The sequence below is a fragment of the Dyadobacter sp. 32 genome (genome assembly GCF_902506755.1).
GTDB lineage: Bacteria > Bacteroidota > Bacteroidia > Cytophagales > Spirosomataceae > Dyadobacter.
In genome coordinates, this window is the sequence record NZ_LR735258.1 from 3,963,951 (window position 1) to 3,976,537 (window position 12,587).

The 12,587-nt window shown below is 45.0% G+C and carries 11 protein-coding genes; 7 read left to right on the top strand and 4 right to left on the bottom strand.

What is annotated here, in order from left to right; all coding sequences use genetic code 11:
* Positions 1–44: 44 nt before the first annotated feature.
* The gene (locus DYADSP32_RS16030; RefSeq protein WP_149241796.1) at positions 45–677 is read left to right on the top strand and encodes a sigma-70 family RNA polymerase sigma factor; all 633 of its coding nucleotides are present in this window, start codon (positions 45–47) and stop codon (positions 675–677) included.
* A complete protein-coding gene (locus tag DYADSP32_RS16035) occupies positions 674–1,408 on the top strand; it encodes a hypothetical protein (RefSeq protein WP_149241795.1) in 735 nt (244 codons plus the stop codon). The genes DYADSP32_RS16030 and DYADSP32_RS16035 overlap by 4 nt, the downstream gene beginning before the upstream one ends.
* Here DYADSP32_RS16035 and DYADSP32_RS16040 read toward each other — a convergent pair.
* Complete coding sequence (locus DYADSP32_RS16040; protein WP_414617826.1) at positions 1,405–2,955, bottom strand: hypothetical protein; 1,551 nt, start codon at positions 2,953–2,955, stop codon at positions 1,405–1,407. The two genes, DYADSP32_RS16035 and DYADSP32_RS16040, sit on opposite strands and share 4 nt — an antisense overlap.
* Before the next feature lie 65 nt (positions 2,956–3,020).
* Positions 3,021–5,816, bottom strand: coding sequence for a CHAT domain-containing protein (locus tag DYADSP32_RS16045; protein WP_414617827.1), 2,796 nt, complete (start codon positions 5,814–5,816; stop codon positions 3,021–3,023).
* Positions 5,817–6,289: 473 nt separating this feature from the next.
* Here DYADSP32_RS16045 and DYADSP32_RS16050 point away from each other — a divergent pair, with 473 nt between their 5' ends.
* The 5 genes from DYADSP32_RS16050 (at position 6,290) to DYADSP32_RS16070 (ending at position 10,290) form a co-directional block, all read left to right on the top strand.
* Positions 6,290–6,643: a LytTR family DNA-binding domain-containing protein gene (locus tag DYADSP32_RS16050; protein ID WP_149241792.1), complete on the top strand. Its 354-nt coding sequence runs from the start codon at positions 6,290–6,292 to the stop codon at positions 6,641–6,643.
* Positions 6,644–6,963: 320 nt separating this feature from the next.
* Positions 6,964–7,437 carry a hypothetical protein gene (locus DYADSP32_RS16055; protein WP_149241791.1) on the top strand — a complete coding sequence of 158 codons (474 nt, stop codon included), beginning with the start codon at positions 6,964–6,966 and terminating at the stop codon, positions 7,435–7,437.
* Positions 7,438–7,493: 56 nt separating this feature from the next.
* The gene (locus DYADSP32_RS16060; RefSeq protein ID WP_149241790.1) at positions 7,494–8,387 is read left to right on the top strand and encodes a porin family protein; all 894 of its coding nucleotides are present in this window, start codon (positions 7,494–7,496) and stop codon (positions 8,385–8,387) included.
* Between the two features lie 32 nt (positions 8,388–8,419).
* Positions 8,420–9,136: a hypothetical protein gene (locus DYADSP32_RS16065; protein ID WP_149241789.1), complete on the top strand. Its 717-nt coding sequence runs from the start codon at positions 8,420–8,422 to the stop codon at positions 9,134–9,136.
* A gap of 53 nt (positions 9,137–9,189) precedes the next feature.
* Positions 9,190–10,290 (top strand): hypothetical protein, encoded by a 1,101-nt coding sequence (locus DYADSP32_RS16070; protein ID WP_149241788.1) that lies wholly within the window; start codon positions 9,190–9,192, stop codon positions 10,288–10,290.
* A gap of 95 nt (positions 10,291–10,385) precedes the next feature.
* On the opposite strand, the gene DYADSP32_RS16075 is transcribed toward DYADSP32_RS16070, so the two are convergent.
* Positions 10,386–11,948, bottom strand: coding sequence for a sulfatase family protein (locus tag DYADSP32_RS16075; protein WP_149241787.1), 1,563 nt, complete (start codon positions 11,946–11,948; stop codon positions 10,386–10,388).
* 254 nt (positions 11,949–12,202) lie between these two features.
* A complete protein-coding gene (locus DYADSP32_RS16080) occupies positions 12,203–12,583 on the bottom strand; it encodes a helix-turn-helix domain-containing protein (protein ID WP_149241786.1) in 381 nt (126 codons plus the stop codon).
* Between the last annotated feature and the right edge of the window lie 4 nt (positions 12,584–12,587).

Sequence of the window (12,587 nt, forward strand, 5' to 3'; positions counted from 1 at the left end):
AGACTTGTTTTTTTGTATTATCATCGAAAGAAAAATACTTGACAATGATGATGCCTGAGGACTCCTGGCAAAAAGACCGACTACTTATAGAACGATGGCAGAACGGAGATGACCAGGCATTTGATGAAATTTATTTACAAAACTTCTCAAAGGTAGAGGCAAGGCTAGTGAAAAATTTGGGAATTTCATCAGAGCTGGCAGAGGAAATGTTTGGGGATGCCATGATCGTTTTACACCAAAAAAAACAAACCTTTATCGCAGAGGGATTACTCTCCACTTTCCTGTATGTAATAGCTAAAAATAAGAGTATTGACGCTCTAAGAAAATCTCAAAACAAAATGTCAAGGGGCTGGGTTAATCTGGAAGATTGGCAGAGATCAACCGAAAACCTTGATGAAACGGAAATTAATGGTTTGGGATGGAGCAAATCAGCCTTTAATTTTCAGACCTTCTATCACGATACCGATGAGGAAGACCCAATTTTGGCGCAAGCTTTACAAATGATCAGAGAAACCGTTTGCGGCCGAATTTTCCACCTTCAATATTGGGAAGGGATGATCCTGAAAGAAGTAGCACACAATCTCAACATGAACGAAAGCTATATCCGAAGGAAGGTGAAGGAGTGTGAAAGGGAATTGAAAAAGATCATTGAGCAGTTGAGGAAAGAAGAAAAATGACTAGCGAGGACCAAAATAATGTAATCGAAAAGGTCTTAATAGGCACTGCAACCAAAGAGGAGCAGGCTCTTTTTGATCAGTGGATGGCGACTGATTCTGTATTCGAAGAGACATTTGAGTTTCGAAGAACGCTGGCAGCCCAGCTCCGACTAAAAAGTCAGAGTGAATTAAAGCATAAATTTAAACAACTCCGCTCCGAATCGGAAAAACAGCCTGATCCGGTGAAGTTTAACTCCATTTGGAAACGAGGCTGGTTTATAGCCGCTGCATCGTTGGTGATTTTGATTCTTGGCTTCCAGTTATCAAGAAGCCTGATTTTATCTAAGGTTAACAAAACGGTGTCGCTTAAAGGAAAAAATGTGGAAACGGATAGCTTGCACCGGATTGCCTCCCAACAAGAAATAGACAGCATTGCGGTAAAAACAACTCCCAAAATAGCTCTCGATCAGCAAATTCGGGAATTGCCGTTGTTTGAAACAGACGATTCCAGCCTCGGATTTGGAAAAAACGAAAAACCAACAAATGACCTCACTGTTGTATTCTTGCCGGGCACATCACGGCAATATGAATTTAAGGATACACTAAAAATTTACTTACCAAAATCAGAGTGGCAACAGAGTTGGCAGCTGATATACGACCGAACAAGAGACCATTATATACTGAATGGCCGCAGTAAAAGGTACAAGATCATTAACGGTTTGGAGGGTAGGCACGCGCTCAAAAAACTTTAGTCAGCACCAGCAATTTTCTGATAGATCAGCCAATTTTGAACTTCACCCTCCTGTACTTTGAAGTAAATTTTTCCTTTATCGTAACAATATACTTCCTGTCCCTCCGCAAGCTGCACGATTCTGTTAGGAGCGCCATATTGGGATGTTAGTTTATGTACGCCATCTCCGGCTTTAATCCCTCTGCTGGTTAAAAGGCCTTTGTGTTGACTATTACCCTGAATCATTTGGTAGGTACCTTCCTTTAGTAAGATTTTATAAGTGTGTAATCCGTTTATTTGACTGTGCTGGAAGTGTACCAGATCAGGTTTTGGCAAAAAGACCTGATGATCGACGAGAAATGACCCTGTCAAGGGTAATGTCACTGCACCAAGGCTCTTTTCATCTACCAATTGTACTGGTGCCAGAGGCACCTGAGACGTCATTACTAATTTTTGAATCTGTTGGTTCATTTCAGCGTCTTCCCCCCCGCTACTGATTAACGACAGGACTTTTCTGTTGAATTCTATTTCATACGCACCGCCGGCAAGGCCCAATTCAGCCTTTGCCAGCACGTACTCCTTCTTTCGGGCAAATGCAATTCCCGCTAACAAATGTGCGTCAGTGGAGAATGGTGTGACGTTTTTCCTTAGCTGATCGAGCATTTCACCAGCAGTCCCATTCTTACCCAACAAAAGCAACGTGGTCGCCAGGTTGAGGTAGGCTGGTTGGTAAGACTTGTTGATGGAAATGGCTTTTTCGAAATTTTTGACGGCAGATTCCATTTGCGCCTGTGACTCGGTTTTGTTTTCATCCTTTGGATCTCGTCGGTCAATTCCCATAAGCCGACTCTCGGCATCCAGTTCAACCGGCAACTTAAAGGGCATTGCCGGGATGATGGACCAACCTTGGGCTAGCGCTTGTTGTAACTTAGCCAAGCCAAGATTATTCAAAAATTCCGCAGAAGGAATCTGGCTGGCTAAATTCGAAAAACAGTGTTCAGCCGAGGCAAAGTCACGTTTAAAATAGAGAAATTTACCCACTTCATGAGTAAATGCGAGTTGACGCGCTTGTTTGGTATATGACACAATGGAATGAAGCCGCTCCTTTCTGGTTGGGTAACCCTGCAGGGAATCCGGCAACTGATAAGTTTGGTATATTTTGTCTAAGATTCGACTGGCTACGGCAAATGATTGATAACCCGCTGCAAAAGCATTTATCAGTCCATACAGATCGGCCTCCTTTTCCAGCTCTCTATTTCGTAACATTAGCGAATTTTGTGGCATAGCAAATCCAAATGGGTGCTGGTGACGGTAGAAAAAATGGGTAAGTTCATGACTAATAATGAATGCCAGTGCAGAAAGAGAATCCTTGCCGATCTCACGGCATAGATCATAAAGCTTCTCGTCGACGATCAGCTGAATTTCGGGTTCAAGCGTAAGTCTAGCAATCTGGTTGGATTTACCGCCAGGCATTATTAGTTTAGGCGCCTGGCGCAGATCGCTGAATGCCAGAGAAACCTGGTTAACAACGGATGACGTTATTCGGTACTTGTAAGAAGTAACAGGCAAGTTTTGTCCACATACCGCGTGGATAATCAAAAACTGTAAAAAAAAGAAAAGCTTATGGATCCTCGTCATTGCTCTGTGAGTACAAATCCACCCCAGTAGTAAGGATGACTAAGGGTTTCGGAAGTATTTCTAATCTCAGCTTGTGCTTTCATCAATGCGGATTGTTTACTCATTCCGCCCAGCCAATATCCATAAAATTTCTCCATCAATTCTTTGGACACCAGATCATTCACCCGCCATAGGCTCATCAATACCGATTTTGCGCCAGCGGCAAGAAATGCCCTCTGCAATCCAAATACTCCGTTCCCGTTTCGTATAAGCCCTAGTCCCGTTTCACAGGCGCTCAGAGTTACAAGTTGGGTTCCGTCCAAATGCAAATCCGCTGCTTCATAGGCCGTAAGTAAGCCATCCTCAGCTTGTAAATTATGGTATCGGGTACTATCGAGCGCACCGGCCAGTACCAAGCCGGAATTGAACAATGCCCGTTTGGTAAGAAGCGTTTGCGACGTGTCTTTTAAAAAGTAACCATGTGTAGCAATATGCAACACCGTCGTGTTTCGTAGGCGTTTAATCCTTCCTTCTGATGCTTCCTGCTCGATGAATACTTGTGAACTCCACCCGTTGGCAAGAGCCGTTTTGTGAATCGATTCAACCTCCTTCTTTGTCCCAAGCAGGGGAGTAAAGTTCATGCCACCCCGCATCAGGGCCGGTCCGTTAAGAAAATCAAGGTTTGCTATGGAATCAGTGTTTACGAGGTTGCTCGCCAATTGATAATCCGGATAGCCAAATAGAGCCACAGTAAGAGGACCAACTATGCTTTTGGCCGTATCAGCAAGGGCCCTTGTACTTCCCACCAGGCGTATGTTCATCTCTTCACTGAGAAACAGTCCGGTTGCTTGGTTGCGCAACGTGTTCAAACTAATCTGATGATATACGCCATCTGGGGAAAAATGAATCGTTTTGATATTTCCCAAGACTTTACCAATAGGCCCCCAAAAGGCCTGGTAACTATCAGTTTCGTAAGTGCGGCGCTCCATGTCGATGCGGTAGGCTTGCAAATGTTTTCCTTCAAGCGCCCGGCCATTAGGCAGTAACACAAGTTGGGGGGCTTTGGAGTTGGGAAGCAATATCAAAGCCCCGTAGTAAACCGAATCGCGCCATTCTCCATAAAGCTTTTCTTTCTTTTGTTTTTCGTCCCAAAGCCTGAACCTCACCATTTCAATCGCAGCTTCTCCGGGTTTTAAGGCAGCCTGAACCTGAGGCCATTGATACACCCGATACTGGCTCGCCGGTAAACTTCTCGAAATCTCTTTTTCAAGTATTTCGGTCTCTGTTTCAAGACTATCCATGCTTGTCCTGGAGATGAGTCGCCCTGATTGATGATACTTCGCAAGGGCCTTTCTGTTATTCAGGTACTGCGTCTGTTTTTTTAACAGGGTAGTATCCGCCGTGTTCCCAATCTCACGGCGGATTCGACGTTCCCTCTCGAGTAGTGCTCCCTTTGCGTTCAACAGTAAATTATAGACAACGCCATTCTCTGATTCTGGTTGTTTGTTGGAGCATATGAACGACAAGTACTGCTCCCTGTAGTTGTCATAGTTATCAGTGTATTGCTCGCGTTGGTATTCACTCAGATAAGGAAGGGTTGTTTCTATTTCTCTATTGAGCTCTGATTGAATTTTTCGCCAGGCTGATTGCGCCTCTTCTATTTTCTTCAACCGGGTCAGGATTACAGCTTTGTGAAACCATACCTTTGGGAGGTCTTTGGCGTGCTCCGGATACTTGGATATTGCTAATTCGTTGAGCCTAAGCGCTGCCAGCGGTTTGTTTTGAGCCAGTGCTAACATGCTACGTAGCTCCACAATATTTCCATCGGAAAGTTGGCTATGAGCCGGATAATCAAGGGTGTCTGCCTCGCTGAGGTACCTGCCAGCGTCCTCCAATTCTCCAAGGTTGATACAATCCTCCACCAGTCCCTCTAGCACGGCCCTCAGATTAGCTGTCGATCTTGTTTTTCTGAACAAATCCAGAGACTGTAATCTCAATTCCTTTCGCTCGGTAGACGTCAAGTTCTTTAAAAGAGCCGCCATATTTGATTTTAGCATCGCCAACTTAACCTCCTGATTCAGTTGGCTGTTGATGGTCACAGCTTTGTTAAAGTAAACTTGCGCTTCTTTAAACTGGTTTAAAGTGGTCAGTGTCGTGGCAAGGTTCACGAGAGCACTGTTATATGCTTCCATGCTCAACGGCAATGCCTTTTCTCCAAAATAAACAGCTTCTCTCAGGGTAAGTTCTGCCAGATATTCATTACCCATATCGTTATGCACAAAACCCAGGTTGTTCAATGCCGCACATATAGCTTCCCCCGTTTGTTGCTGCTCCTTCGGATTATTTTTATATTCCTGCTTCAACAACTTTATATTTGCCTCATACACAGGAATGCTTGCCCTTTTTTTCCCATTTACAAAATATAAATCTGCAAGTTTTGTTTGACAGGTCAGATAGCTGTACAGTGTAAAAGGTGTTGTCTTGCCCGACTCAGGAGCGGGATTAATCCGCATGCACTCGAGGCAGGAATTTTCAGCCTTGGTCAGCATTTTTGAATCGCTGTAAATTTGTGCTAAATCCCAAAGAATACTAGAATAATGATATAAAAGTGTATCGGTACTTTCTTTCTCTACCATTTTTTTCAACCGCTCGGCACTCTGTTCTCCAAGACTCACCGCCTTTTTGAAGTCCTTGGAAAAAAAGTAACACTTAGCCAACAACATATAGGAGGCTGCATACCACAAGTTATTTTCTCCATAAATTCTTAGAGCAACCTCCTGAGCCTTTTCCGCAAAACCAATTGCCTTAGGCATATCGTATTTGTTAACCATGTAGTAGCTACTGCTGTCCAAGAAGTTAACGAATTCAGGCGATTGAGCATGAACCTCCAAGTAGCAGAAAAGCGCTCCGATCAGGGCGATAATCCTCAAAAAGGCTAGCCTCCATCGGAAAAATAAAAAAAAATTCAAAAAAGATTTTAATGAAGGTAACATATGGATGAGCGGTTACGATACAGAGGAAAGGAAGCAGAACAAGGATATAAGTCAACAGTTGTTTGACAAGATAGCAATCAAAAAACAAAACTTCAAATGGATAGAGCGGTATTAAAGCCAACTCAGAACTTCGTTGGAAATAGTCTTGGTTTCGTCAAGACAAAGAACTCATTGGTTTGTTTTATTCCATTACAAGGGTTTTTATTTTCTTATTTCCCGTGGTTTTCAAAAACGCTTTCCAAAGAACATTGAAGAAAACGGTTTAACGAAACAAAATTATCTGGCAATTAAGAATGAAAGATTCCCAATTACTCTCCGAAAGTATTTTTATTTCTGGGAAAGAGCAACGTTACGAAAAGGTACTTTATCAGGACATCCTTTATTTCCAGGCCGAAGGAGGTTGGGTAGATTTGGTCACCAATCCGGCTGGAAAGAAATACCGGATATCCACGAACCTGGGCAATGTGGAGCCTCAGCTAAATCCGACAGTTTTTTTGCGTGTTTCCAGAAAACACATTATTAACATCCACCATGTAATTGCCGTGCAGGGAAATATGGTTTTTGTAGGTGACGATGAAATACTGATTGGACGGCTGTACAAAGATGACCTATTCGTGAGATTACCTATCCTAAGGACTAAAAATTGAAACATTATATTCCTCATTTTATGAAAAAGCGTCTCTTATTTTTTTGGGTAATCATGTTTTAGTATTCGGAATATAAGCCACATCCTGGTTTGTGGAATCGCATTGCCCGGACATGGAAAACGACTGCACCGGCATAAATGCTAGCAGTGCTCAGACCATCTGTGAATTAGCCATTAACCATGATATAACCGTCGAAATTATGAATGATTGGTGGAAATCACTACCACTTGGAGTGGAACACCCTCATCCTGTAACGCAAGAGATTACACGTCAATAGTCAACTAAGGATTTTACACACCGTACTCACAAGAAACTCAATCATGGAAAATCAACTTCAACGTCCCTCCTCTAAAACTTACAGAAACCACGCATTTGCGTTTCTTTTGGCCGTAATCATTTGTTCGTGCTCGGGCGATGGCCCTGGGGCAGATCTGACTGGGAACTTCATTGGCACCTGGAAAAGTGGTGTTACAAGAGTCGCCGATTACCGTACACAGGCGACCTGGGAAATTAGCAAAATTGATGACAACCTGCTCAAAATCAAGATTGATCGAACCGTATGGCCGCAACTTGACAGTGACAACGGAGCATACCAGGTAGCAGGTGAACTGGATTACAACCAGGTAACCAGCAAAAATAAGTTTGAGATCGACTACACGGTACCTGCAAGCGGCAATCCGCCCTGCAAGATTTCTGGACATGGCGAGCGCTCTGGCGAAAAACTAAAAGCCTTCTTCTGGACAAAATGCCCGGACGACTCTCGTTCAACGACGCTGGAATTTGTAAAACAATGAGTTCCAGAGTTCGAAACATAACCCTTTTCTAAAACAGGAATTATCCCAATTCAACGATGAAAACACATTTTCTTAAATCAACCTCTTCACTGTACACACTCTTATTTCTAATCTACAGCTTTATGGCCGAACCCGCTACGGCTCAGACAAAGCCGGTACCCTCCAAGCCAGGCTCCGCAAAGCAGGCGGCCGCAAAGCCCGCCACTAAGCCCGCCGCCGGTGTAAAAAAATCGACTCCGTCGGCAGCGAAGACAAGTTCGGGATCCACGCAAAAGGGAGTTTCAAAACCCGTATCGAAACCGGCAGTATCACCAACGAGTGGACAAACCTCCACCTCCAAGCCCGCACCAACGACACGCCCACCCGGCACCACACCAACCACCAGCACCCCAACCAAGACAGCTACTTCGCCAACCGGACAATACAACGCGAAAAATAACACAGCTGCCTCGAAACCAATATCCAAGCCTCAGCCAGTCTATGGGCCTGGCTTTAGCCGAAACGACAAGCTCTTAAATGTCGGGCTCGGATTATCTTCCTATTATTACGGAACGCCTATTGGCGTATCATTTGAGGGTGGCGTGCATCGGGATATTTCGGTTGGCGCGCAGCTTGACTACAATTCGGGGCGGTATAACGATTATTATTACAACAGCTCCCGTTGGGGATATAAAGCCTACTACCTAGGGGTGAGGGGATCCTACCATTTCAACCGACTATTGCGTATCCGGACCAGTAAGGTCGATCTCTACGCAGGTGTGGGCCTTGGTTACAAAAGTTTCCGCTGGAATGACCGCAGCTACGGATACGGTTATGATTACCGAAGCGGGCTGTTTGCAAATTATTTCGTTGGAGGAAAATTTTATTTTGTGCCCAAAGTGGCTGCCTTTGCAGAGCTAGGTTATACAGGACTTTCTTCTTCCCGGGTAGGAATTGCTTTCAAATTTTAATGGTACCAAGTCACTCAAATCTCCTTCTGACAATGAAATCATTTCAGCTTCGGATCCGCCCTGATATTAAAAAGGGTTTGGGAATACTTCTGATGCTCACCATCACCTGGCATCTTTTTATCGGGCTTAAATCCAGAATCACCCTTGCCGGACTCTTCATGGCTAAACCGGAACCTGGCTATCTGTGGAACGACTCAAAGACCACAGAGCGTCGGTTTTTCGCCGAGAATCTCGAAACGGCCTGGGAAGCCGGGACACCACACTCCGAATTCAACGCACAAACCACTGCCAGCCAAGGTATATGGGAGCCTTTGCCCGGTTATAAATTCATCGACCAATCAAAAGATCTGAGTACCGTATGGACACCCGGGTTACTTCATCCCGATTTTCAGGCATGGTCGGATACCGGCGAGGGATTGTGGATTCCTGCCACCGGCTACAAGTTCGTTTATGAAGGTGACGAGTTTGTAGCCACCGTATGGGACCCAAACAAAAGATACGAAGAACTCAAAATTATCTCTTTGCCTGAGCAGGATAGCTTCATTCCATTCCCTGGCTATCAGTTTGTGAGTCCCGGCAAGACATTTGAAGTTGTATGGACACCAGGATTGGTGAACCCGGACAATACCCGACTTGTATCGGGTGCCAAAGAAGGATCCTGGGAAGTAAGTTCCCGGCGATCTTATGGACGAGCCCCCAACTGGCTCGAAAAGGAGATTGTGAGAGGGGTAATCTACCGGGTTTTTTGAACAATTAACGGATAATCAAATGAATTGGTAAGCTACATTTAAACTTAATATCGATGAAAAAGCATATTACATTTTTTCTGCTCATAACTCTTTTGGCAGGCTGCGTTCAGGATCAGGACGCTGCGATCAAAACGGCACTCAAAGAGGGTATGGCAACTGGTGAATGGACGGCCGCATCCACCGGAGGAGGTTTTGATAATTTTAGTTCATTCAAAAACTTCCAGTATAACTTTGAGGTAACCGATGCCAACCAAATACTCGTTGTAGAACTTACCTCAGCGGACATCGATGTTCGCTATGCCTTGTTCGACGACCTTGGCGATCGCATTGAAACAAGCGCAACGGGCAGGCAGGTAGGTGGCCCCTATACGGCTAAAAGACCGGGCGTCTACCGTGTGGTAGTAACGGCAGAACGCCGGGCTATTGGCAAATTTTCGTTAAAGGTTGCCGGAACCAAAGCGGGGCTGGTGCCGATACCATTTCAAACCCTGCGCTCAGAAACGCAAAACTGGGGCCCCTCGGGCGGAGGCGGTCTCGATAAAACCTTTAAAAATCATTTTTACACGTTTGAAATTAACGATGACAACACTAGTGTGGATATTGAGCTTCAATCGGCAGATACAGAAGTTTTGCTGTTTCTTTATGATGCTTTGGGAGCTTTAGTTACTTCACAAAGTGCCAACCGGTATGAGTATATACTCAAATTGGCCAAAAAGGGTATTTACACCGTTATGGTAGGAAGCTACAAAAGGGCAAGTGTTGGTAACTACAGCTTAAATATTTTCGGCAAAGTTCAAAACATAAAACGCGTACCTTCTAATTCGGAAACCAAGACGGATACCTGGAGTGCCGGAAAGATCGGGGATATCGGACATACCTACAGCCTGGAAATTACCTCTGAAAACAATTCACCATTAGATATAGAACTGTCTTCCGCCGACACCAAGGTCCATATTGAGTTGCAGAATGCAGTAGGAACGTATATCAGTCAGGTCGCTTTTTCTAATAATTCCGTATTTCATGTAAGCAAAGAATTGCCAAAAGGTAAATACCGACTTTTAATCAAGCCTGCCGGAGGTTCAGCATTGAACAGTCCGGGGGGCAAATACAACCTCACAGTGATAGGGCAATTTGCAAATCTGAAGAAAATGTAGCTCCTATCTTCATTTCGCTCTGAAATATCAGGCATTAACAATCACCTGAAAGTATAATACTCAGGTGATTGTTTTGATGTGCTCTGCCACACCATTTACTCAAGTTTAATGGTTCTCATTTCTGCCTCCGGTTTTTGCTTCAGGAGCTGTCCGTAGCGGGTGATCAGTTGTTTGAGTTTTTCAGGTTGGGAAGCTGCCAGGTTGTTACGCTGTGCTAGGTCTGTTTTCAAATTGTACAATTGATATTCCTTTGAATTACCCAGTTCAATATTCACCGTTTTGTTCACTGCGGGGCCATTGTAAGGCGGAATGAGTACCCAGTCGCCCTGGCGAAGCGCCGTGCGTGAGCTCGCTTCGAGGATCAGTTCCTGCCTGCCCTTTTTACTTTTGCCTAAAAATACGTCGAGGTGATTCTCACTATCGAGCCCGGTTACCTTTTCGCCCACCAAATGAGCCAGAGAACTCAGCAGGTCCAACTGGCACACGACTGCCTCCGAAACCGCAGGTTTGATCGTGCCTTTCCAATAGGTGATGAATGGTACACGCACGCCAGCTTCAAAAAGGCTGTACTTTCCCCCCCGTAGCGAGCCCGCAGGCGTGTGTTTTCCCAGCTTTTCAACGGCATCATCATAGTAGCCATCATTCACCACGGGGCCGTTGTCGCTGGTGAAAATGATCAGTGTCTTTTCCAAAAGTCCTTCCGTTTCCAGCGTCTGCAGCAACTCACCCAGACACCAGTCGGCTTCGGCTATGGCGTCACCCCGTGGCCCCATACCGGTGCTGCCTTTGAAACGCGGGTTTGGTGTACGTGGCACATGGGGTTGTTGCATCGCATAGTACAGAAAGAAAGGTTTTGCTTTATGATCTGAAATAAATCGCTGCGCTTTGGCCAGGAACACATCCGCCATGTCTTCATCGACCCATCTGGCTTTTTGTCCGCCTTTCATGTAGCCAATACGTGAAATTCCATTCACAATACTCTGGTCGTGCCCGTGGTGCCATTTCATCTTCAACAGTTCTGAGTTATCCTTTCCGGTGGGTTCTCCCGGAAAATTCTGATCATAACTCACCTGAATGGGATCGTTGGGATCGAGCCCCACGACATGATTATTTTCGATGTATACCGTCGGTACGCGGTCCTGCGTGGCTGCCAGAATGTAGGAATAATCAAAACCAAGTTCGTTGGTGCCGGGTGTGATCCTTTTGTTCCAATCCGTATTCCCAGCCCCCAGGCCCAGATGCCATTTCCCAACAATGCCTGTTGCGTAACCCGCTTTTTTCAACATTTTTGCGATCGTCTGCTGCGCTGTATCAATCAGCAAAGGTGCAGTTCCCGGCAATATTTTAGCATCCTTGTTACGCCACGGATACACCCCCGTGACCAGCGCAAACCGGCTTGGTGTACAGGTTGATGAGGTAGCATAACCATTGGTAAAACGAATGCCGCCCCGTGCAATCCGATCCATGTTCGGTGTTTTCAGTGCTGTGGCACCATAAGCGCCCACATCGCCATAACCCAGGTCATCGAGATTGATCAGGACAATATTGGGCTTGGATGCCTTTTCCTCCCTCGATGAGAATTGCCAGCCAGTGGCCAAAACCAGCATAAACAGGGCCACACTTAGCAGGACTCCTTGATTGGTTCTATTTTTTAACATAACATGAGGTTTTCGAAAATAGTAGTTGTCTTAACCTTGGATTTTACCCTCTCTCAACAGTGAGGAGGCTAATCCAATTTACAGGCCTGCGACCACGAAGGGGTTAAACACGATTACAAGTTACGCCGAGTTTTGTCACTTCACAAAACCATGTGAACTGCAACTCATTTTAGCATTTGCAATATGGACTCAGGATCGCTTTTGGAGGTGGTTGCTCCATTAGTAGGGACTAAAGCGAGGGGGTCGGCCACCGACTAAATATGCTTTAGTAAAAAATCTGCCGAAACATTGAGCTTGGTGTGAACTGCCTTTATAAATTTAACATCCGGCTGTTGCCGTCCGTGCATAATCATTGACAGTTTTGTGTCGCTTACACCGAGTTCTTTCGCAAGTTCGGTTTGATTTAGACGCATCTCATACATTTTAAGAGAAATCATTTCAGGCAATGTTTCCGGCATTGCTGTTCTGTAATGTTTGCGCTCAAAATTTTGGGCCGCAAGTGCCATATTCCTTACCCTGTCTGCTTCCAGGACAGTGAGATTCGATTCGCCTTTTTCCATGAGCTCCTCAATTTCCCCCATAACATCGTCATATTCAATCTCACTTTTTATAATAAAATCAGCTACATCTCTCATGTTT

Coding starts and splice junctions, on each gene's coding strand:
- DYADSP32_RS16030 (WP_149241796.1), top strand. CDS start 45: ATGATGATGCCTGAGGACTCCTGGCAAAAAGACCGACTACTTATAGAA.
- DYADSP32_RS16035 (WP_149241795.1), top strand. CDS start 674: ATGACTAGCGAGGACCAAAATAATGTAATCGAAAAGGTCTTAATAGGC.
- DYADSP32_RS16045 (WP_414617827.1), bottom strand. CDS start 5,816: ATGCCTAAGGCAATTGGTTTTGCGGAAAAGGCTCAGGAGGTTGCTCTA.
- DYADSP32_RS16050 (WP_149241792.1), top strand. CDS start 6,290: ATGAAAGATTCCCAATTACTCTCCGAAAGTATTTTTATTTCTGGGAAA.
- DYADSP32_RS16055 (WP_149241791.1), top strand. CDS start 6,964: ATGGAAAATCAACTTCAACGTCCCTCCTCTAAAACTTACAGAAACCAC.
- DYADSP32_RS16060 (WP_149241790.1), top strand. CDS start 7,494: ATGAAAACACATTTTCTTAAATCAACCTCTTCACTGTACACACTCTTA.
- DYADSP32_RS16065 (WP_149241789.1), top strand. CDS start 8,420: ATGAAATCATTTCAGCTTCGGATCCGCCCTGATATTAAAAAGGGTTTG.
- DYADSP32_RS16070 (WP_149241788.1), top strand. CDS start 9,190: ATGAAAAAGCATATTACATTTTTTCTGCTCATAACTCTTTTGGCAGGC.
- DYADSP32_RS16075 (WP_149241787.1), bottom strand. CDS start 11,948: ATGTTAAAAAATAGAACCAATCAAGGAGTCCTGCTAAGTGTGGCCCTG.
- DYADSP32_RS16080 (WP_149241786.1), bottom strand. CDS start 12,583: ATGAGAGATGTAGCTGATTTTATTATAAAAAGTGAGATTGAATATGAC.